The 21,233-nt window shown below is 60.0% G+C and carries 17 protein-coding genes, 4 tRNA genes and 3 rRNA genes (1 of these 24 only partly in view); 12 read left to right on the top strand and 12 right to left on the bottom strand.

The features are described 5' to 3' along the window. Complete coding sequence (locus CCZ28_RS03310; protein WP_140215867.1) at positions 1-1,038, bottom strand: NADP(H)-dependent aldo-keto reductase; 1,038 nt, start codon at positions 1,036-1,038, stop codon at positions 1-3. Between the two features lie 363 nt (positions 1,039-1,401). Here CCZ28_RS03310 and CCZ28_RS03300 point away from each other — a divergent pair, with 363 nt between their 5' ends. The 6 genes from CCZ28_RS03300 to tcyN all read left to right on the top strand — a co-directional run bounded on the left by CCZ28_RS03300 (position 1,402) and on the right by tcyN (position 6,754). Next, the gene (locus tag CCZ28_RS03300; protein ID WP_058763160.1) at positions 1,402-2,541 is read left to right on the top strand and encodes a glutathione-independent formaldehyde dehydrogenase; all 1,140 of its coding nucleotides are present in this window, start codon (positions 1,402-1,404) and stop codon (positions 2,539-2,541) included. A gap of 157 nt (positions 2,542-2,698) precedes the next feature. Continuing rightward, entirely contained in the window at positions 2,699-3,352 is a 654-nt protein-coding gene (locus CCZ28_RS03295) for a 7-cyano-7-deazaguanine/7-aminomethyl-7-deazaguanine transporter (RefSeq protein ID WP_140215865.1), read from the top strand. Between the two features lie 68 nt (positions 3,353-3,420). Beyond that, complete coding sequence (locus CCZ28_RS03290; RefSeq protein ID WP_140215863.1) at positions 3,421-4,413, top strand: D-cysteine desulfhydrase; 993 nt, start codon at positions 3,421-3,423, stop codon at positions 4,411-4,413. A gap of 96 nt (positions 4,414-4,509) precedes the next feature. Continuing rightward, positions 4,510-5,322 carry a cystine ABC transporter substrate-binding protein gene (gene tcyJ, locus CCZ28_RS03285; protein WP_205894663.1) on the top strand — a complete coding sequence of 271 codons (813 nt, stop codon included), beginning with the start codon at positions 4,510-4,512 and terminating at the stop codon, positions 5,320-5,322. Then, complete coding sequence (gene tcyL / locus CCZ28_RS03280) at positions 5,319-5,993, top strand: cystine ABC transporter permease (RefSeq protein ID WP_058766147.1); 675 nt, start codon at positions 5,319-5,321, stop codon at positions 5,991-5,993. The genes tcyJ and tcyL overlap by 4 nt, the downstream gene beginning before the upstream one ends. Next, the gene (tcyN, locus tag CCZ28_RS03275; protein ID WP_140215861.1) at positions 5,990-6,754 is read left to right on the top strand and encodes an L-cystine ABC transporter ATP-binding protein TcyN; all 765 of its coding nucleotides are present in this window, start codon (positions 5,990-5,992) and stop codon (positions 6,752-6,754) included. Before tcyL ends, tcyN begins: the two co-directional genes overlap by 4 nt. Here tcyN and epsC read toward each other — a convergent pair. Beyond that, a complete protein-coding gene (gene epsC, locus CCZ28_RS03270) occupies positions 6,745-7,689 on the bottom strand; it encodes a serine O-acetyltransferase EpsC (protein ID WP_140215859.1) in 945 nt (314 codons plus the stop codon). The genes tcyN and epsC overlap by 10 nt on opposite strands. Before the next feature lie 115 nt (positions 7,690-7,804). On the opposite strand from epsC, the gene sseA reads away from it, so the two are divergent. The 6 genes from sseA to CCZ28_RS03240 all read left to right on the top strand — a co-directional run bounded on the left by sseA (position 7,805) and on the right by CCZ28_RS03240 (position 12,497). Beyond that, positions 7,805-8,656 (top strand): 3-mercaptopyruvate sulfurtransferase, encoded by an 852-nt coding sequence (gene sseA, locus CCZ28_RS03265; protein ID WP_140215857.1) that lies wholly within the window; start codon positions 7,805-7,807, stop codon positions 8,654-8,656. Between the two features lie 147 nt (positions 8,657-8,803). Beyond that, entirely contained in the window at positions 8,804-9,367 is a 564-nt protein-coding gene (ahpC, locus tag CCZ28_RS03260; protein WP_007161854.1) for an alkyl hydroperoxide reductase subunit C, read from the top strand. Positions 9,368-9,450: 83 nt separating this feature from the next. Continuing rightward, positions 9,451-11,010, top strand: coding sequence for an alkyl hydroperoxide reductase subunit F (ahpF, locus tag CCZ28_RS03255; protein ID WP_140215856.1), 1,560 nt, complete (start codon positions 9,451-9,453; stop codon positions 11,008-11,010). A 210-nt stretch (positions 11,011-11,220) separates the two neighbouring features. After that, on the top strand, positions 11,221-11,886 hold the full coding sequence (locus tag CCZ28_RS03250) for a gamma-glutamylcyclotransferase (protein WP_167509199.1): 666 nt from the start codon (positions 11,221-11,223) through the stop codon (positions 11,884-11,886). Beyond that, positions 11,883-12,110 carry a TIGR02450 family Trp-rich protein gene (locus tag CCZ28_RS24365; RefSeq protein ID WP_167509198.1) on the top strand — a complete coding sequence of 76 codons (228 nt, stop codon included), beginning with the start codon at positions 11,883-11,885 and terminating at the stop codon, positions 12,108-12,110. Before CCZ28_RS03250 ends, CCZ28_RS24365 begins: the two co-directional genes overlap by 4 nt. 126 nt (positions 12,111-12,236) lie before the next feature. Then, positions 12,237-12,497: a hypothetical protein gene (locus tag CCZ28_RS03240; RefSeq protein WP_140215854.1), complete on the top strand. Its 261-nt coding sequence runs from the start codon at positions 12,237-12,239 to the stop codon at positions 12,495-12,497. Positions 12,498-13,789: 1,292 nt separating this feature from the next. Here the strand turns inward: CCZ28_RS03240 and CCZ28_RS03235 are convergent. The 10 genes from CCZ28_RS03235 to CCZ28_RS03190 all read right to left on the bottom strand — a co-directional run. Beyond that, positions 13,790-13,863, bottom strand: a tRNA-Cys gene (locus CCZ28_RS03235). Between the two features lie 35 nt (positions 13,864-13,898). Further along, positions 13,899-13,974, bottom strand: a tRNA-Gly gene (locus tag CCZ28_RS03230). Between the two features lie 60 nt (positions 13,975-14,034). Continuing rightward, entirely contained in the window at positions 14,035-14,595 is a 561-nt protein-coding gene (gene pgsA, locus CCZ28_RS03225; protein ID WP_140215852.1) for a CDP-diacylglycerol--glycerol-3-phosphate 3-phosphatidyltransferase, read from the bottom strand. Between the two features lie 31 nt (positions 14,596-14,626). Continuing rightward, a complete protein-coding gene (gene uvrC, locus CCZ28_RS03220) occupies positions 14,627-16,453 on the bottom strand; it encodes an excinuclease ABC subunit UvrC (protein ID WP_140215850.1) in 1,827 nt (608 codons plus the stop codon). A gap of 1 nt (position 16,454) precedes the next feature. Further along, the gene (gene gacA, locus CCZ28_RS03215) at positions 16,455-17,099 is read right to left on the bottom strand and encodes a response regulator transcription factor GacA (protein ID WP_140215848.1); all 645 of its coding nucleotides are present in this window, start codon (positions 17,097-17,099) and stop codon (positions 16,455-16,457) included. A 359-nt stretch (positions 17,100-17,458) separates the two neighbouring features. Next, positions 17,459-17,574, bottom strand: a 5S ribosomal RNA gene (rrf, locus tag CCZ28_RS03210). A gap of 158 nt (positions 17,575-17,732) precedes the next feature. After that, positions 17,733-20,625 (bottom strand): 23S ribosomal RNA (locus CCZ28_RS03205). A gap of 332 nt (positions 20,626-20,957) precedes the next feature. Continuing rightward, a tRNA-Ala gene (locus tag CCZ28_RS03200) sits at positions 20,958-21,033 on the bottom strand. 6 nt (positions 21,034-21,039) lie between these two features. Continuing rightward, positions 21,040-21,116, bottom strand: a tRNA-Ile gene (locus CCZ28_RS03195). A 96-nt stretch (positions 21,117-21,212) separates the two neighbouring features. After that, a 16S ribosomal RNA gene (locus CCZ28_RS03190) occupies positions 21,213-21,233 on the bottom strand; it runs 1,516 nt beyond the window's last position. The 16S, 23S and 5S rRNA genes sit together here with 2 tRNA genes alongside, the layout of an rRNA operon.

Genomic DNA, 21,233 nt, shown 5'->3' with positions numbered 1-21,233 from the left:
TCAGGGCGCGGGGTTGGGCTGGTCGACGTGGATCTTCTCGATGGCCGTGAGCGTCTCGGCGTCCAGCTCCAGTTCACTGCTCGCCAGATTGCTTTCCAACTGGGCCAGCGAGGTGGCACCGATGATATTGCTGGTCACGAAGGGTCGGCTGGTGACGAAGGCCAGCGCCATCTGCGCCGGGTCCAGCCCGCGCTCCCGGGCTAGCTCGACATAGGCCTGGGCCGCGCGCTGCGTTTGCGGATTGCTGTAGCGCTGGAAGCGTTCGAACAGGGTCAGTCGCGCCCCTTCCGGACGAGCGCCGTTCAGGTACTTGCCCGCGAGCACACCGAAGGCCAGCGGTGAATAGGCCAGCAGCCCCACCTGCTCGCGTATGGCCTGCTCGGCCAGGCCCACTTCGAAGCTGCGGTTGAGCAGGTTATAGGGATTCTGGATCGACACCACCCGCGGCCAGCCACGGGTCTCGCTCAGGTGCAGGAAACGCTGCACACCCCAGGGCGTTTCGTTGGACAGCCCCACATGGCGGACCTTGCCGGCCTTCACCAGGCCATCCAGGGCTTCCAGGGTCTCTTCGAGGGGCGTGAAGTCGGCATCGTTGTGCACGTAGCCCAACTGGCCGAAGTAGTTGGTGCGCCGATCCGGCCAGTGCAGCTGGTAGAGATCCAGATAGTCGGTGTTCAGGCGCTGCAGGCTAGCGTCCAGCGCCGCGGTGAGATTGGCCTTGGTAAAGGCCAGGCCGCCGTTGCGGATGTAGTCCATGTCACGGCCGGGGCCAGCCGCCTTGCTTGCCAACACCCAGTCGGCTCGGTCTCCGTGCTTGCGAAAATAGTTGCCGATGATGGTCTCGGTGCGGGTATAGGTCTCGGCGCGCGGCGGCACCGGATACATCTCGGCGGTATCCAGCAGATTGACGCCAGCCGCCTTGGCGACGCGAATCTGCTCGAAGGCCTCTGCCTCCGTGTTCTGCTCGCCCCAGGTCATGGTGCCCAGGGAAATGGCGCTCACCTTCAGCTCGGTTCGGCCCAGGGATCGATAGTGCATGGCAAGCCTCTTTGGTCGTCAAAAGCGCAACGTTAGCAGGACTCCTAAGCGCAGCCCAACTCGTCTGACGATTTGAACTCCCATCCGCGTGACGGTGCCCTCCCCTTGAGGCGACAGCTAAAGCCGCTCTCTCCTGGGCTCTGTACGAAAAGTCGCCGAGCGAAGGTCAGGCGAGGCGAAAAAGGCTGAGGAAGCGGAGTTTACGAGTGGTAAATGAGCATTCCGACCGGGCTGGCGACCCAGGCCTTTTTCAACGAAGCATCACCGATGCGTAGGCATTTTTCGTATAGAGCCTAGGGACGATTTCCATCAACCCAAACGGGTGCCCGTAGCGGACCGGCGTGGCACTCCGGAGTGCACATCATGAAAGCTGTGGTTTACCAGGGCCCGCGCGACGTCGCGGTCAAGAACGTAGACGATGCCCGCATCGAAAAACCCACTGACGTCCTCGTCAGGATCACCACCACCAACATCTGCGGCTCGGACCTGCACATGTACGAAGGCCGCACCAGCTTCGAAAGCGGCCGGGTCTTCGGCCACGAGAACCTCGGCGAAGTGGTCGAGGTCGGCCTCGGCGTCGATCGCATCAAGGTCGGTGATCGGGTCTGCCTGCCCTTCAACATCGGCTGCGGCTTCTGCGAAAACTGCGAGCGCGGGCTGACCGGCTTCTGCCTCACCGCCAACCCGGGTGTCGCTGGCGCGGCCTACGGCTTCGCCGACATGGGGCCCTATCAGGGCGGCCAGGCGGAATTGCTGCGGGTACCCTATGCCGACTTCAACTGCCTGGTATTGCCCGAGGACGCCGCGGAACGCGAAGACGACTATGTGATGCTGTCCGACATCTTTCCCACCGGCTGGCATGCCACCGAACTGGCCGGCCTGCGCCCCGGGGAGTCCATCGCCATCTATGGCGCGGGCCCGGTCGGCCTCATGGCCACCCACGCGGCCATGATCCGTGGCGCCTCCGAGGTCTATGTGGTCGACGACCAGCCGGATCGCCTGGCGCTGGCGGAAAAACTTGGGGCAAAGGCCATCCATGCCAAGGAGGGCGATGCGGTCGAGCAGATCCTCAATCTCACCCACGGGCGGGGTACCGATCGCGGTTGCGAGTGCGTCGGCTACCAGTGCTGTGATCACCATGGGCACGAAGTCAATCACCTCACCATGAACAACCTGGTGGCTTCGACGCGGGCTACCGGCGGCATCGGCGTGGTCGGGGTATTCGTGCCCCAGGACCCGGGCGGCCAGAACGACCTGGCCAAGCAGGGCAAGATGGCCTTCGACTTCGGCAACTTCTGGTTCAAGGGCCAGAAAATCCGCACCGGCCAGGCCAACGTCAAGAATTACAACCGTGAGCTGGCGCGGTTGATCCATGCAGGCAAGGCGCGACCCTCGCAGATCATTTCCCACCGTCTGAGCCTGACCGAAGCGCCGGACGCCTATCGGCATTTCGATGCGCGGGACGATGGCTGGACCAAGGTGGTGCTCAAGCCGGCCGCTTGAGTCTCTTTAGCCTGGAAGGGGACGCTCCCGACGGGCGACTCCTTCCCTGTTCAGACGCTCGCTGGTGATAGGCGCCCTGTTTGGGCTAGGATGGCGCCGCCCCGGATCCCGGGGCCTGGGTTCCCTCACCCCAGGTACCTTCAAAAAGGCCCCACTCATGCTCGCACGTCTCGATTCCGCGCGCCGCACGGCGGTCGCCGCGCTGGTCGCTTTCCACGTCCTCATCATCATCGCCAGCAACTACCTGGTGCAGTTACCGCTGCAACTGTTCGGCTGGCACACCACCTGGGGCGCCTTCAGCTTCCCCTTCATCTTTCTCGCCACCGACCTAACCGTCCGCTTGCTGGGCAAGGCGCCCGCCAGGCAGGTCATCGCCCGGGTGATGATCCCGGCGCTGTTGGCGTCCTACGTCATTTCCGTGCTCTTCCAGGACGGCGGCTTCCAGGGCTGGGCGGCGCTGGCAGCGATCAACGTCTTCGTCCTGCGCATCTCCCTGGCCAGCTTCTGCGCCTATGTGCTGGGCCAGTTGCTCGACATCCAGGTGTTCGACCGCCTGCGCCGTTCGCGTCACTGGTGGCTGGCGCCCACCGTCTCGACCCTGTTCGGCAACGCCCTCGACACCCTCGCCTTCTTCTCCGTGGCCTTCTGGCGCAGCGACAACCCTTTCATGGCCGCCCACTGGCCGGAGATCGCGCTGGTCGACTACGGTGTGAAGCTGACAGTCAGCCTGATTCTCTTCGTGCCGCTCTACGGCATGCTGCTGCGTTCGCTGCTGCCCCAGGCCCTGGCGCGGCGCCCGAGCCTGGCCTGAGTCCAGCATTAGGGGTCGTCGCCTCTTCGGTCTAGAGTGAAGCTCCCGTCATTTCCTCAGGTCTCGTCATGCTCGCTACCGCCCTCGCCCGCTTTCCCCGCCTGGTCTTGCAGCCTTCCGCCACCTCGCTGGACTTCCTGCCGCGGTTGTCGGCGGAGCTGGGGCGGGCGGTGTATTGCAAGCGCGACGACACCACCAGCCTGGCCCTTGGCGGCAACAAGGTGCGCAAGCTGGAATACCTGGTCGCCGAGGCCCTGGCCGAAGGCGCCGACACCCTAGTGACCGCCGGCGCCATCCAGTCCAACCATGTCCGCCAGACCGCCGCAGTCGCCGCCCAGCAGGGCCTGGACTGCGTGGCCCTGCTGGAAAATCCCATCGCCACGCGCGATCCGGGCTACCTGCACGGCGGCAACCGCCTGCTGCTCGAACTGTTCGGTGCCCAGATCAAATCGGTCGCGGCCCTCGACGACCCGGCCGGCCAGCTGGCAGCCGAAGCCGAGCGCCTGCGCCAGCAGGGCCGCACGCCCAAGGTGATTCCCATCGGTGGCTCCAATGCGCGGGGTGCCTTGGGCTACGTCCGGGCCGGCCTCGAACTGGCCGATCAACTCCAGGCCCTGGAGCTGCAACCCGCCGCCGTCATCGTCGCCTCGGGCAGCGCCGGCACCCAGGCCGGCCTGGATCTGGCGCTGGATCACCTCCGACCGGGCCTGCCGGTCATAGGGATCACCGTCTCACGCAGCAACGCCGAGCAGCTGCCACGCGTGGCGCTGCTGCGCCAGCAACTGGCCGAGCTGCTGGGTGTCGCCGCGCCCCGGAACGCCCCTATCCTGTACGACGGCTACCACGGCCCCCGCTACGGCGAACCCAATGCCGGCACCCTGGCAGCCATCCGCCGACTGGGCCGCCTGGAAGGCCTGGTCCTGGACCCGGTTTACACCGGCAAGGCCATGGCCGGCCTGCTGGACCTGACGGCCAGCGATGAACTGCCGCCTGGACCGCTGGTGTTCCTGCACACCGGAGGCGCACCGGGCACCTTCGCCTATGGCGACTGGCTGGCGTGAACCCCTGCCCAATTCCTCTGGAGATGGCATAACGTCAGCCGTTTTCGCACTAAGGTTGTCTGATCAGACACCTTCATAGTGGCGCACCTCATACCCATAAGGATCTCACCCATGCGCAAATCCCTGTCCCTTCGTCTCTTCCGCAGCGCCGCCCTGTTGCTCGCCCTGGGCCTGGCCCACCAGGCCACCGCCCAGGCCGAAGACCTGCTGCAGACCGTCAAGCAGCGCGGCGAATTGATCGTCGGCCTGGAAGGCACCTACCCGCCCTTCAGCTTCCAGGATGAAAACGGTCAGCTGACCGGCTTCGAAGTGGACTTCGCCAAGGCACTGGCCAAGGAGTTGGGCGTGAAGGCCAAGATCGAGCCCGGCAAATGGGATGGCCTGCTGGCCGCCCTGGAGTCCCGCCGCCTGGACGTAGTGATCAACCAGGTAACGATCAGCGACGAGCGCAAGAAGAAGTACGATTTCTCCACTCCCTATACCGTGTCCGGCATCCAGGCCTTGGTGCGCAAGGAAGACGCCGACAAGATCAAGACCGCCGCCGATCTCGCCGGCAAGAAGGTCGGCGTCGGCCTGGGCACCAACTACGAACAGTGGCTGCGCCAGAACGTCCCACAGGCGGACGTCCGTACCTATGAAGACGATCCCACCAAGTACCAGGATCTGCGCGTCGGCCGCATCGACGTCATCCTCGTCGATCGCCTCGCCGCCCTGGAGTTGCTGGCCAAGACCAAGGATCGCCTGGCCCTGGCCGGCGAGCCCTTCAGCCGCCAGGAATCGGGTATAGCCGAGCGCAAGGGCGACCCTGAATTCCATGCGGCGATCGACCAGGCCATCGCCAAGCTGAGGGCCGACGGCACCCTGGCGAAGATCTCCGAGAAGTGGTTCAAGGCTGACGTCACCCAATGACCGACACGCTACAACTTCTGCTCGATTCGCTGCCCTTCCTGCTGAAGGGCGCGATCTGGACGGTGGTCCTGAGTCTCGGCGGCATGTTCTTCGGACTGCTGCTGGGCTTCGGCCTGGCCCTGCTGCGTCGCTCGCAACAGCTGCTGTTGCGCGGCGTCGCCCGACTCTATATTTCCTTCTTCCGGGGGACGCCGCTACTGGTGCAGCTGTTCGTCATCTACTACGGCCTGCCCGAGCTCGGCGTGCAGCTCGATCCGTTGCCGGCAGCCCTGATCGGCTTTTCGCTGAACATGGCTGCCTACACGGCGGAAATCATCCGCTCGGCCATCGGCGCCATCGACCGCGGCCAGTGGGAAGCCGCCGCCAGCATTGGCATGACGCCCCTGCAGACGCTCAGGCGCGCCATCCTGCCCCAGGCCTTGCGCATCGCCCTGCCGCCATTGGGCAACAGCTTCATCGCGCTGGTGAAGGACACCTCACTGGCGGCCACCATCCAGGTGCCCGAGCTGTTCCGCCAGGCCCAGTTGATCACCGCCCGGACCTTCGAAATCTTCAGTCTCTATCTCGCCGCGGCGCTGCTCTACTGGATCCTCGCCAGCCTGCTGTCCACGCTGCAGGAGCGCCTGGAGCGGCACTACGGACGCCACCTCAACGAAAGAGGCCAGTCATGATCGAGGTCAGAGGGCTGTCCAAGTCCTTCCGCCAGCAGACCGTCCTCCAGGCCATCGACCTGGACGTAGCCCAGGGCGAAGTGGTGGCCATCATCGGCCCGAGCGGCTCGGGCAAGACCACCTTGCTGCGCTGTTTGAATCTGCTGGAAACGCCGGACGCCGGCAGCATCAGCCTGGGCGACCTGCACATCGATGCGGCCCGACCGCTGAAGGCGCAGCAGGCAGCGATCCGCCAGTTACGCCAACGCATGGGCTTCGTCTTCCAGAACTTCAATCTCTTTCCCCATCGCACCGCGCTGGAGAACGTGATCGAGGGGCCCATCATCGTCCAGGGCGAAGACCGCGCCGCCGCCCTCGCCCACGGCAGCGAACTGCTCGCCAAGGTTGGCTTGGCCGACAAGGCCGATGCCTATCCGGGGCAGTTGTCCGGTGGCCAGCAACAGCGCGTCGCCATCGCCCGGGCGCTGGCCATGCGGCCCCAGGCGATCCTCTTCGACGAACCCACCTCCGCGCTGGACCCTGAGCGGGTCGGCGAGGTACTGGAGACGATTCGCGGCCTGGCCCAGGAAGGACGCACCCTGCTCATCGTCACCCACGAGATGGCCTTCGCCCGTGACGTCGCCCATCGGGTGCTGTTCATGGACGGCGGTCGCATCGTCGAGCAGGGCCCAGCCGCCGAGCTGTTCAATCACCCACGTGAAGAACGAACCCGGCGTTTTCTCGCCAAGTTCGTTCGCGACCAGGCTCCCGACTACTCCTGAGCCAAGCCGGCGCAGCCCTGCAGGCTGGCTTGGCTCACGTTGCTGTTGGCCGGCACGCCATGGGTCAGCCAGACGTTGCCGCCGATGGTGGAGCCCTGACCGATGGTGATGCGGCCCAGGATGGTCGCCCCGGCATAGATCACCACATCGTCCTCGACGATGGGATGCCGCGGGTGCCCCTTCTTGAGGTTGCCTTCGGCATCGGCCGGGAAGCGCTTGGCGCCCAGGGTCACCGCCTGGTAGATCCGTACCCGGTCGCCGATGATGCAGGTCTCGCCGATCACCACGCCGGTGCCATGGTCGATGAAGAAACCTTCGCCGATCTGGGCGCCCGGATGGATGTCGATCCCGGTGGCCGAATGGGCGCGCTCGCTGACCATGCGCGCCAGCAGCGGCAGGCCGCTACGGTAGAAATGGTGCGCGATACGGTGATGGATCATCGCGTGGATGCCCGGATAGCACAGCAGCACCTCGTCCACGCTACGCGCGGCCGGGTCACCCTGGTAGGCAGCGATCACATCGGTATCCAGCAGCCGGCGCAGCTCCGGCAAGGCCAGGGCGAACGCCTGCACCAGTCGCCGCGCCTCTTCGCCGCGATCGACGCCATTCTCGCCACGCTGCTTGGCGAAATAATCGAGCTCCAACTTGGCCTGGATCACCAGGGCGTTGAGCGCGCGCTCGAGTTCGAAGCCGACGTAGAAATCCTCACTTTCCTGGCGCAGCTGATCCGGACCGAGCCGCAGGGGAAAGAGCGCGCCGCTCAGGGACTCGATCACACTCGCCATCACGCTGCGCGAGGGCAGCTCGCGGCCGCTGAATTCACGGAAACGACCGTGGGTTTCCCGCCAATCGCTACGGGCGGCATGCAGCTCACCGACGATGCGGCTCAACTGCCAGTCGTTGCCACCCTTGGAGTGCCCGTTAAGTTCGCTCATAAGTCATCTACCCAGTTGCCAAGCCGTCGAGGATAAAGTATCCGCTCATACGTGACAGCCCATGCCATCCACGGCACGCTAGGCTGTCGTCCTTCGCCAACCCAGGAGCGCCACCATGATCGCTTCCCCCCTGGTCACCGCTGCCTGGCTACAGGAACAGTTGGGTCGTACGGACCTGATGATCCTCGATGCCAGTCTCTATCTGCCGAACGAGCCGCAAGATGCCGACGAACTCTATCGGCAGCAGCACATCCCCGGCGCCCTGCGTTTCGATATCGAAGTCTTTTCCGACCCGGATACCTCGCTCCCGCACATGGTGCCCAGCGCCGGCCGCTTCGCCAGACTGGCGGGCGAACTGGGCGTCACGCCCGAAACCTTCATCGTAGCCTACGACCAGAAAGGCCTCTTCTCGGCCGCCCGCGCCTGGTGGTTGTTCCGCCTGTTCGGACACGAGCAGGTGATGGTGCTGGATGGCGGTCTGCCGCACTGGCGCGACCTGGGTCTGCCACTGGAATCCGGCGAGAACCACCCTGAACCCCAGGCGCCCTATCCCACCGCCTTGAACAATCGCCTGCTCTGCGGCCTGGGCGATGTCCAGACCGCGCTCGCCGTGGGCCAGACCCAGGTGCTGGATGCCAGGGGCGCCAAACGCTTCACCGGCGAGGTTCCAGAACCGCGTCCGGGCGTCGCCTCGGGGCATATGCCCGGCAGCCTGAACCTGCCCTACGACAGCCTGCTGACCGCAGCGGGCACCCTCCTGTCACCGCAGGAACTGCGCCAGCGTTTCCAGGCGTTGGGCATCGACGGCCTGCATCCGGTCATTACCAGCTGCGGTAGCGGCGTCACGGCTGCCGTTCTGCTGTTGGCGTTGAGTGTCGCCGGCCTGCCGGATGGGCGGCTGTACGATGGCTCCTGGAGCGAATGGGGCCAGCACCAGGCCACGCCGAAAGCGCTCGGTCACGCCTAAATCACTGATTCGACACAAACCCTGTAGTATTCGATAGAGGCGCCTAATCACTGACATCGCCTTTAACAATGAGGCAAATCGTCAAAAGGCGATTAGCATGCGTCCTATCGATTTCAACCCTTACCTTAAACCCTCAAGGAGTCATCAATGTCCCTGATCAACACCGAAGTGAAGCCTTTCACCGCGACTGCCTACCACAACGGCAAATTCGTCCAGGTGACCGAGGCCGATCTGAAGGGCAAGTGGTCCGCCATCGTCTTCTACCCGGCTGACTTCACCTTCGTGTGCCCCACCGAGCTGGAAGACCTTGCTGACCTGTACCCCGAGTTCCAGAAGCTGGGCGTCGAGATCTACGGCGTGTCCTGCGACACCCACTTCGCGCACAAGGCCTGGCACGACACCTCCGAGGCCATCAAGAAGGTCAACTACCCGCTGGTCGGTGACCCCACCGCTCGCCTGGCACGCAACTTCGAAGTCCTGATCGAAGAAGAAGGCCTGGCCCTGCGCGGCACCTTCCTGATCAACCCGGAAGGCCAGATCAAGCTGTGCGAAATCCACGACAACGGCATCGGCCGTGACGCCAGCGAACTGCTGCGCAAGGTCCGCGCCGCTCAGTACGTCGCCAACCACCCGGGCGAAGTCTGCCCCGCCAAGTGGAAAGAAGGCGAAGCGACCCTGACCCCCTCGCTGGACCTGGTCGGCAAGATCTAAAGCCCGCCTGATCTAGCCCGAGCGCCCGGGCGCCTCGCCCGCGCGCTCTTTTTTTGCCCATTTTTTACGGAAGCCACGTCGCCATGTTGGACGCCAATCTGAAAGCCCAGCTCAAGACCTACCTCGAACGCGTCACGCGCCCCATCGAGATCGTCGCGTCCCTCGACGATGGCGCGAAGTCCCGTGAAATGCTCAGCCTGCTTCAAGACATCGCCAGTCTGTCCGACCAGGTCAGCCTGAGCACCGATGGCAGCGATGAGCGCCGTCCCTCCTTCGCCCTGCTGACCCCTGGTCAGAACATCGACCTGCGTTTCGCCGGTCTGCCCATGGGCCACGAATTCACCTCCCTGGTCCTGGCCCTGTTGCAAGTCGGCGGTCATCCGCCCAAGGCCAGCCAGGACGTCATCGAGCAGGTCAAGGCCCTCGACGGCGACTACCAGTTCGAAACCTATTTCTCCCTGTCCTGCCAGAATTGCCCCGACGTGGTCCAGGCTCTGAACCTGATGGCCGTGCTCAATCCGCGGGTCAAGCATGTCGCCGTCGACGGCGCCCTGTTCCAGGACGAAGTCGAGCGCCGCCAGATCATGGCCGTGCCCAGCGTCTACCTGAACGGTGAGCCCTTCGGTCAAGGCCGCATGGGTCTGGAAGAAATCGTCGCCAAGCTCGACACCGGCGCCGCTGCCCGCTCCGCCGACAAGCTCAACGCCAAGGACGCCTTCGACGTGCTGGTCATCGGCGGTGGCCCGGCCGGCGCTGCCGCTGCGGTCTACGCCGCGCGCAAAGGCATCCGCACCGGTGTGGCTGCCGAGCGCTTCGGCGGTCAGGTGCTGGACACCCTGGCCATCGAGAACTTTATCTCCATCAAGGAGACCGAAGGCCCGAAACTGGCCATGGCGTTGGAAGAGCACGTCAAGCAGTACGAAGTGGACATCATGAACCTGCAGCGCGCCGAGCAGTTGATCCCGGCCCACGAAGCCGGCGGCCTGCACGAAGTTCGCTTCGCCGACGGCGGCTCGCTCAAGGCCAAGACGGTGATCCTCGCCACCGGTGCCCGCTGGCGCGAAATGAACGTGCCCGGCGAGAAGGAATACCGCAACCGCGGCGTGGCCTACTGCCCCCACTGCGACGGCCCTCTGTTCAAGGGTAAGCGCGTCGCCGTGATCGGTGGCGGTAACTCGGGTGTCGAGGCCGCCATCGACCTGGCCGGCATCGTCGCTCACGTCACCCTGATCGAGTACGACGGTCAACTGCGCGCCGACGCCGTGCTGCAGCGCAAGCTGTTCAGCCTGCCAAACGTCACCGTGATCACCAGCGCTCTCACCAGCGAAGTCAAGGGTGACAGCCAGAAGGTCAACGGTCTCGTCTACAAGGACCGCAACTCCAGCGAATTCCATCATGTGGATCTCGAAGGTGTCTTCGTTCAGATCGGCCTGGTGCCCAATACCGATTGGCTCAAGGGCACCGTGGAGCTGTCGCCGCGCGGCGAGATCGAAGTGGACGCTCGTTGCCAGACCTCGCTACCCGGTGTCTTCGCCGCTGGCGACGTCACCACCGTCCCCTACAAGCAGATCGTCATCGCTCTGGGCGAAGGGGCCAAGGCATCGCTGGCGTCCTTCGATCACCTGATCCGCACCAGCGCTTGATTCAAAACCTTTCCCAAGCCCGGCTCCGGCCGGGCTTTTTTTCGCCTGAGGTTTTCCATTCCGCTCTTTGGCATGTTTCTCGCTGCGCCCTAACCAAGCGTCATAAAGATGGGCATGAACGGTCTATGGGTTCCGAGCATACTTTCGTTAGGATCTTATGACCGGTCTCCCAAAGACTCGGCAGCTTTTGCGGTTGAGGACCAGGCACCCATGCATAGACAGATTTCTTCCAGCACTCTCGCTTCCTACCCGCCCAAGCTCGCGCCTGCCACACCCCTCACCCACCCGGAACTCGTTGCCTCCCTGGAGGCCACCCTGGCGCAACGCGAGCCCGGCCCAGTCTGGCTGTTTGCCTATGGCTCACTCATCTGGCGCCCCGAATGCCCGGCAGTTGCCGCCCGCAGGGCAAGAGTGCATGGCTATCACCGCGGCCTCTATCTTTGGTCTCAACTGCACCGAGGCACACCCGAACAACCCGGTTTGGTGCTAGGCCTGGATCGCGGCGGTTCCTGCTCAGGCTTCGCCTACCAGCTGCCCGATGAACAGCTGGACGACCATCTGCTGGCCTTGTGGAAGCGAGAGATGCCGGACGGCTCCTACCGGCCGCGCTGGCTGCACTGCCATCTGGAAGACGGCAGCAAGGTCCAGGCGCTCGGTTTCGTCCTCAAGCGCAATCTGCCCTGCTACGCCGGCAATCTTCCGGACGACATCCTCAACCGCGTGCTGACCGAAGCCTGCGGTCATTTCGGTACCACGCTGGATTACGTAGAGCGCACCATCTCGGCGCTCAGGGCCCACGCCATGCCCGATCGCAATCTCGAGGCGCTCTTGCAGCGTTACCGCCGTGCTCCCCTACTGGAAGCCATGCAGGGATGACGGCCAGACGCATCAATCCCAGCAAGCTGCTGCATAGCAAATGGACTGCCGTCCAGCCGCGTGAGCGCCAACGCCACTTCATCGTGACCCGCGTCTATGCGCCCGAATTGGAGACCGCCCCCATCTCGCAAATAGATCTACAAGCGGTTCTCACTCGTCGTACATGGACGCTGGACTGGCGCGAGCTGCTGGATGCAGAATGCTGGCTGCAAGGCTGGCAATGAAACTCCGAAAGCAGGGCCGTGATTTTGCGACTAGCATCGCGATATGACGGCACTTCTCTGCGAAGGTGAAACCCTGTAGCAGCCAATGCTGTCACAGTGCCACCTTTGAACAGGAAGCTTTTTCGGATGACCCTCTATGTGGAACTTGCCAGCGCCTTCAATACCTTGAAAGGCGGCTTCGAGCCGTTGCGCTGCGTGATTTCGACACGAGATCAACGAGCCTATGACGTCGAGGTATTCTCCCGTAGCGGCCAATCGGTACTGAAGCGCCCTATCGCCCGCACCGAATTGCTCGACGCCGCCATGCTCGAAGCCTTCATCCTCGACAGTCGCTCACGCATCGAGCGCGACGCGGACGAACCCCCCTACTGGACGATCCCCTCCTAACGACAAAAGGCCACTCATGCATGCACGAGTGGCCTTTTGGATGGATGGTGCCCGAGGCCGGAATCGAACCGGCACGACCGTTAAGTCGAGGGATTTTCTTACCACTTCGGTTTTCACCGCCGGCTAACAGCTGCCGTTCGTGGTCTGGAGCACGCCTTCACCTTAGCCATGAGGCCTTAGGTGCCCGCCGTCTGCTCTCTACACCTTCCCCTTCCGGGGCTTGGCTCGGCGTTGGCTCGGAATGACTCCAGGGCGTTCGCCGAATTTGACGGGCGTCACCTTCAGGGTTTCCCCGGAAGGGCTCAAATTTTCAAGTCCCTTGTGTCTACCAGTTTCACCACTCGGGCAAAGCCGAATCCTGCTCCAGCAGAACTCGTTACAGCTGATCCAGTACTCAAAACATCCCTGGATGATGAAAAGCCCCGTAGAACGAAATCTACGGGGCTATCAATAGTGGGGGCCGAGATCGGCTCGAACCGGCACACACGAAGGTGAATTCTGCCCCCAATATCTAGTGAATTCATTGTCTTACAGTGAAATCGTTTCCGCAAGCGTTACCGAATTTGCCTATTGAACCAAACAACGACGCGGCTCGAAAAATCGAGCTGGAAGCCCTTTCCAACCCTTCCATCGCGCCGCTTTAACCAAGAATTTTTTTCTAATCCGCTCCATCAGATCAAAACCGAGCTCATCGGACAGAGAAACCCACTAGGAACGTGGTGGGCTAGACATAGCAACCCAGGCTTTCATGACAGGGGTAAAGACAGACATCGTCAAAATCAGCGGTTCGCTACCATCTACCAAATTTTCACAACGAGTCGACGATGATTCCGCCTTTCGAGTAGAGCTCTGGTCGCTCTGAGGTCTCGGCAAGGAAATACCCATGTCCAGAAAGAGCACGGCCTATGTTGGCGGCCTTCTCTTCTTCCTGACGGCAGGTGCCATAGGGCTTACCGCCTTCTCGTTTCTACTGTTCGACTTCTTTTGAAGGCCAAATGGACACCCTACCAACGTCAAAACCCTTCAACTACAGCTCGCGCCTGACATAGCAACTTGTCTTGCGCACCCATAGATGCAGTCGCGAGCGAAGCGACTCGCAAGCCCTTTGCCACAACAGCAACCGTTGAAACTACCGGAGCACATCCCATACATGCCGTCGCCTACCGACACCTTGGCAAGGTCGTCGATGACACGAACTCACCGGTGCTTGCGGAAACGAGCTGCGGAACCTTACTTTCCGCCGTGCAAATGAAAAAACCCCGTAGATCCAGGATCTACGGGGTTCTCAATAGTGGAGGCCGAGGTCGGAATCGAACCGGCGTACACGGATTTGCAATCCGCTGCATGACCACTCTGCCACCCGGCCTCAAACCTGAATGTCTTGCGACACTCATGTAAACTTGGAGCGGGAAACGAGACTCGAACTCGCGACCCCGACCTTGGCAAGGTCGTGCTCTACCAACTGAGCTATTCCCGCTTGGTGACGGGCGCCATTCTATATGAGCCACCCGACATGTCAACCCATTGATTCAAAAACTTATTTTTTTTTCTCAGCGCTCATCAAATGGGGCCAAGCCGCCATCAGGTAGGTGCACATGGACCACAGAGTCAAGGCAGCAGCCACGATGAGCAAAGCGTATCCAGCGATCACCCAGAAGGTGAGCTGGGGCGGATTGGCCAGCAATATGACGAGCGCCAACATCTGCGCAGCGGTCTTCCATTTACCCAGGTTGGATACCGCTACCTGCGCCCGCGCCCCAAGCTCTGCCATCCACTCACGTAATGCCGATACGACGATCTCCCGCCCGACGATGATCACTGCCGGAAGCGTCAGCCAGGCACTGGCATGCTCTTGCACGAGCAGTACCAACGCCACCGCGACGATCAACTTGTCCGCAACCGGGTCTAGGAAGGCCCCAAAGGGTGTGCTCTGCCCCAGCCGGCGCGCCAGATAGCCATCCAGCCAGTCCGTTGCACAGGCGATAGCGAAAATCGTACTCGCCGTCCAGTAGCTCCAATGAACCGGCAGATAGAACAGAACGACGAACAAGGGTATGAGGAAGACGCGCAGTACGGTAAGCAGATTTGGAATATTCATTGGCGCGGCTGTTGATGAACGTGGGGCGATTCTACTCGCTGTGCAAGGCGGCATAAATCTGCTCGGCCAGCTTTTTGCTGATACTGGGCGACTTGGCAATCTCCTCGATGCTCGCCCGCTGTAGCTCTCTCAAACCACCGAAATGCTTCAAGAGCTCCTGCCTGCGCTTGGGCCCTATACCTGCCACCTCCTCCAAGGACGACGTGCGCCGCGCCTTTCCGCGACGTGCTCTATGACCCGTAATAGCAAAGCGATGCGCCTCGTCACGAATCTGCTGGATGAGGTGCAAAGCCGGAGAATGCGCCGGCAGCGTGAACTCGTTCGAAGGGTCATCCAGATACAGCGTTTCGAGGCCTGGTTTGCGCGTGACACCTTTGGCGACACCCAACAGAACCAAATCGGGGACCGCCAGCTCCCTGAGCACTTCACGAGCCATCGCCAACTGCCCCTTGCCACCGTCCACCAGCAGAATATCAGGCAGCTTACCCTCGCCTGCCTTAAGCCGACTGAAACGTCGAGTGAGCGCCTGGTGCATGGCGGCATAGTCATCGCCAGCCGTAACGCCTTCGATGTTGTAGCGACGATAATCGGATTTGAGCGGCCCTTCCGGTCCAAAGACGACGCAGGAGGCGACCGTTGCCTCGCCACTGGAGTGGCTGATATCGAAACACTCCAAGCGCTGTGGAGGTTCTGGTAGATCCAGCGCCTGCACCAGGGCATCGAAACGCACGCCCATATGTTGTCGATTGGCCAGGCGCGTGTTGAGCGCCTGCTCAGCATTCGTCACAGCCAATTGTTGCCAGCGAGCCCGGGTGCCACGCACACGATGCGCGATGACCAATTGCCGTTTGTGAACCTCGGAGAAGGCATCTATCAACGTGGGAAAATCATCGTGTACAGAATTCACGATGATTTCATCCGGAAGATCCCGCTCCAGATAGGCAAGGTAGTATTGCTCCAGGAATGCGGCCAGGACCTCACTGGCGTCTTCCTCGATACCCACCTCGGGAAAAAAGTTCTTGCTGCCTAATACCCGTCCACCGCGGACGCTGATCAGATGCACGCACGCCCCACCCGGGTTGACCATGGCCGCGATGACATCGACATCGCCACTGCCACCTTCGATACTTTGCTGATCCTGAACCCGCCTGACCAACGCGAGTTGATCTCGCAACTCCGCAGCTCGCTCAAATTCCAGGCCTATCGAGGCCGTTTCCATCTTGGCCTGTAGCTCTTCAGCCAAGGCATTGCTGCGGCCTTCGAGGAACATCGCCGAATGGCGAACGTCCTCGGCATATTCCTGCTGACTCACCAAGGCAACGCAAGGCCCCTTGCATCTTTTGATCTGATATTGCAGACAAGGGCGAGTACGGTTGCGGAAGTAGTTGTCATCGCACTGCCTGACCTGAAAAGCCTTTTGCAGTAAATTGAGGCTTTCTCGGATCGCACCAGCGCTGGGGTAGGGGCCGAAATAACGCCCCTTCCCTCTCTTTTCACCGCGGTGAATGGTCAGCCGGGGATACTGATCATCAGTGGAGAGATAGACGTAGGGATAAGACTTATCGTCCCGAAGTAGGATGTTGTACGGGGGGCGCCATTGCTTGATCAAGTTCTGCTCAAGGAGCAGAGCTTCCGTTTCATTACCGGTAATGGTCGTCTCGATCTGGGCGATCTTCGAGACCATCGATGCGGTTTTAGGGGCAAGGCCGGTCTTTCTAAAATAGCTAGAAAGCCTGTTTTTAAGATTCTTGGCCTTGCCTACGTATAAGAGCTTGCCGCCCTCATCAAACATCCGGTAGACACCGGGACGACCGCTACAGCCGGATAAAAAAGCTGCAGCATCAAAGGAGTGACTCATATCAACTCGTTGCATCCACCATGCCATGGCGAACGGCCAACATGGCCAATTCGACATCGCTGGTAATCGATAATTTCTCGAATATACGATAGCGGTAGGTATTAACGGTCTTTGGAGACAAGCAGAGCTTGTCGGATATGACCTGGACCTTCTGACAACCCGCTATCATCAAGGCAATCTGAATTTCTCGTTCCGACAGCTGATCGAACGGCGACGCCTCGGCCTTGGATTGAAAAGGTTTCAATGCCAGCTGCTGAGCAATCTGAGCGCTGATGTAACGACGACCGGCGAATGCCTGCTTGATAGCGGTGATCATCTCTTCAATGTCGGCCCCTTTGGTCAGATAGCCAGAGGCACCGGCCTGCAGGAGACGCGTAGGGAAGGGATCCTCCTCGCAGGCGGTCACCACCACGACCTTCAGGTCGGACTGGCTACGCAACAGTTTACGAGTAGCTTCAAGCCCTCCGATACCAGGCATCCTGACATCCATCAGAACGACATCCGGCTGAAGTTCACGAGCAAGCTTGAGTGCGGTCTCCCCACTATCAGCTTGGCCAACCACCTGGATCCCCGCGACATCGGCGAGCATCCTGACAATGCCAGTACGGACAAGATCGTGATCGTCGACAACCAGCACTTTGATCAAAATCGAATCCTCTTCGCTTGCGCTCTCATCGCTTGCGTCGCCTTAGCCAGAATACCTTAGGACCTTATGGCCCTAGGGATAGGATCCTAGGCCAAGCTGCAAATTTTGTCAGTCCAGCAAAAAAAAAGGGGTACGACGTTCCGCACCCCTGCCTATCAGCCCTAGGCTGTTCGTCATTGTATACCGAAAAAATTCAAAAAAATGAAGCGGATCCGAGATCCTTGCCGGCTGATGGCGGCGATGCACGTCGAGCTGATCAGTGCTGAGCCTCGCGCCAGAGCGGATGAGGCCAAACTTTTCCCGCCCCAAAGACAACACCCCCGTCAGAGTGAACTGAGCGGGGGTGCTGGGTATTAGGCGCTTGACGATGACCTACTCTCACATGGGGAAACCCCACACTACCATCGGCGATGCATCGTTTCACTTCTGAGTTCGGGAAGGGATCAGGTGGTTCCAATGCTCTATGTTCGTCAAGCAATTCGGTTGGCTGGCCAGGCGATGAAGCTGCCTGACTGGCCCAATTAGGTCGGTGACAGAAGTAAACGTATCGTCTCGGGTCTTGCGAACCCACGCGCCGTTTTCGGCGTCGTCTTCCTCACGCTCTGACACGCGGTCAGATTGTTTGGGTGTTATATGGTCAAGCCTCACGGGCAATTAGTATCGGTTAGCTCAACGCCTCACAGCGCTTACACACCCGACCTATCAACGTCGTAGTCTTCGACGGCCCTTCAGGAAGCTCAAGGCTCCAGTGAGATCTCATCTTGAGGCAAGTTTCCCGCTTAGATGCTTTCAGCGGTTATCTCTTCCGAACATAGCTACCCGGCAATGCCACTGGCGTGACAACCGGAACACCAGAGGTTCGTCCACTCCGGTCCTCTCGTACTAGGAGCAGCCCCTCTCAAATCTCAAACGTCCACGGCAGATAGGGACCGAACTGTCTCACGACGTTCTAAACCCAGCTCGCGTACCACTTTAAATGGCGAACAGCCATACCCTTGGGACCGGCTTCAGCCCCAGGATGTGATGAGCCGACATCGAGGTGCCAAACACCGCCGTCGATATGAACTCTTGGGCGGTATCAGCCTGTTATCCCCGGAGTACCTTTTATCCGTTGAGCGATGGCCCTTCCATACAGAACCACCGGATCACTAAGACCTACTTTCGTACCTGCTCGACGTGTCTGTCTCGCAGTCAAGCGCGCTTTTGCCTTTATACTCTGCGACCGATTTCCGACCGGTCTGAGCGCACCTTCGTACTCCTCCGTTACTCTTTAGGAGGAGACCGCCCCAGTCAAACTGCCCACCATACACTGTCCTCGATCCGGATGACGGACCAGAGTTAGAACCTCAAGGTTGCCAGGGTGGTATTTCAAGGATGGCTCCATGGGAACTGGCGTCCCCACTTCAAAGCCTCCCACCTATCCTACACAAGCAAGCTCAAAGTCCAGTGCAAAGCTACAGTAAAGGTTCACGGGGTCTTTCCGTCTAGCCGCGGATACACTGCATCTTCACAGCGATTTCAATTTCACTGAGTCTCGGGTGGAGACAGCGCCGCCATCGTTACGCCATTCGTGCAGGTCGGAACTTACCCGACAAGGAATTTCGCTACCTTAGGACCGTTATAGTTACGGCCGCCGTTTACCGGGGCTTCGATCAAGAGCTTCGCTTGCGCTAACCCCATCAATTAACCTTCCGGCACCGGGCAGGCGTCACACCCTATACGTCCACTTTCGTGTTTGCAGAGTGCTGTGTTTTTAATAAACAGTCGCAGCGGCCTGGTATCTTCGACCGGCATGAGCTTACGGGGTAAACCCTTCACCCTCACCGGCGCACCTTCTCCCGAAGTTACGGTGCCATTTTGCCTAGTTCCTTCACCCGAGTTCTCTCAAGCGCCTTGGTATTCTCTACCCGACCACCTGTGTCGGTTTGGGGTACGGTTCCTAGTTACCTGAAGCTTAGAGGCTTTTCCTGGAAGCATGGCATCAACCACTTCCCCTTCTAAAAGAAGGGTCGTCATCAGCTCTCGGCCTTGACCGTCCGGATTTACCTAAACGATCAGCCTACCACCTTAAACTTGGATAACCAACGCCAAGCTGGCCTAGCCTTCTCCGTCCCCCCATCGCAGTAACTAGAAGTACGGGAATATTAACCCGTTTCCCATCGACTACGCCTTTCAGCCTCGCCTTAGGGACCGACTCACCCTGCGTCGATTAACGTTGCGCAGGAACCCTTGGTCTTTCGGCGTGCGAGTTTTTCACTCGCATTGTCGTTACTCATGTCAGCATTCGCACTTCTGATACCTCCAGCAAGCTTCTCAACTCACCTTCACAGGCTTACAGAACGCTCCTCTACCGCATCACCAGAGGTGATACCCGTAGCTTCGGTGCCTGGTTTGAGCCCCGTTACATCTTCCGCGCAGGCCGACTCGACTAGTGAGCTATTACGCTTTCTTTAAAGGGTGGCTGCTTCTAAGCCAACCTCCTAGCTGTCTAAGCCTTCCCACATCGTTTACCACTTAACCAGGACTTTGGGACCTTAGCTGACGGTCTGGGTTGTTTCCCTTTTCACGACGGACGTTAGCACCCGCCGTGTGTCTCCCATGCTCGGCACTTCTGGGTATTCGGAGTTTGCATCGGTTTGGTAAGTCGGGATGACCCCCTAGCCGAAACAGTGCTCTACCCCCCAGAGTGATACATGAGGCGCTACCTAAATAGCTTTCGAGGAGAACCAGCTATCTCCGAGCTTGATTAGCCTTTCACTCCGATCCACAAGTCATCCCCTACCTTTTCAACGGGAGTGGGTTCGGTCCTCCAGTCAGTGTTACCTAACCTTCAACCTGCTCATGGATAGATCGCCCGGTTTCGGGTCTATTCCCAGCGACTAGACGCCCTATTAAGACTCGCTTTCGCTACGCCTCCCCTATTCGGTTAAGCTCGCCACTGAAAATAAGTCGCTGACCCATTATACAAAAGGTACGCAGTCACCTAACAAAGTAGGCTCCCACTGCTTGTACGCATACGGTTTCAGGTTCTATTTCACTCCCCTCTCCGGGGTTCTTTTCGCCTTTCCCTCACGGTACTGGTTCACTATCGGTCAGTCAGGAGTATTTAGCCTTGGAGGATGGTCCCCCCATATTCAGACAGGGTTTCTCGTGCCCCGTCCTACTCGATTTCATTGATAAGAGCGTTTCGCGTACAGGGCTATCACCCACTATGGCCGCACTTTCCAGAGCGTTCCGCTACTCTCAAATCAACTTAAGGGCTGGTCCCCGTTCGCTCGCCACTACTAAGGGAATCTCGGTTGATTTCTATTCCTCAGGGTACTTAGATGTTTCAGTTCCCCTGGTTCGCCTCTTAACCCTATGGATTCAGGTTAAGATACCTAGGTTATCCTAGGTGGGTTCCCCCATTCAGAGATCTCCGGGTCACAGGTCATTTGCCACCTCACCGAAGCTTATCGCAGGCTATCACGTCTTTCATCGCCTCTGACTGCCAAGGCATCCACCGTATGCGCTTCTTCACTTGACCATATAACCCCAAGCAATCTCGCTGGCATCCAAGGATGCTACCGATCTGCAAAGCGTTAGATGAGTGAAGACGACATTTCGCCGAAAACTTGCGCTTGAGTTCGCAAGATTTTACCTTGACGACATTGATTGCCAGTGAAAACAATCAATGCAGTCTACTTCTATCACTTTCCCAATTTTTTAAAGAACAGTTCTGATCAAAGACCAGAAGTCAGCTTTTGTGCCCTTCCCTCTTCACTAGGTGATGAAGGAAGTCAAAGGCTCACTTCTGAGCTTTCAAGCAATTGTGTTAGTCAGGTGACTGGCAGTGACGCGCATGGGCCACCAAGGAAATGGTGGAGCCAAGGAGGATCGAACTCCTGACCTCCTGCGTGCAAAGCAGGCGCTCTCCCAGCTGAGCTATGGCCCCATCGATTGGTGGGTCTGGGCAGATTCGAACTGCCGACCTCACCCTTATCAGGGGTGCGCTCTAACCAACTGAGCTACAGACCCAATCGTCTTACCTTGAGTCTATCTAACTCAATTGCTCTTCTATCAGTGAATCAAGCAATTCGTGTGGGAGCTTGTCAGCAAGCTGACATCTTCGATTAAGGAGGTGATCCAGCCGCA

The sequence above is a fragment of the Pseudomonas oryzihabitans genome (assembly GCF_006384975.1).
Classification (GTDB): domain Bacteria; phylum Pseudomonadota; class Gammaproteobacteria; order Pseudomonadales; family Pseudomonadaceae; genus Chryseomonas; species Chryseomonas psychrotolerans_B.
Note: the sequence above shows the minus strand (reverse complement) of the source record. Positions and strands in the feature narration are given on the sequence as shown.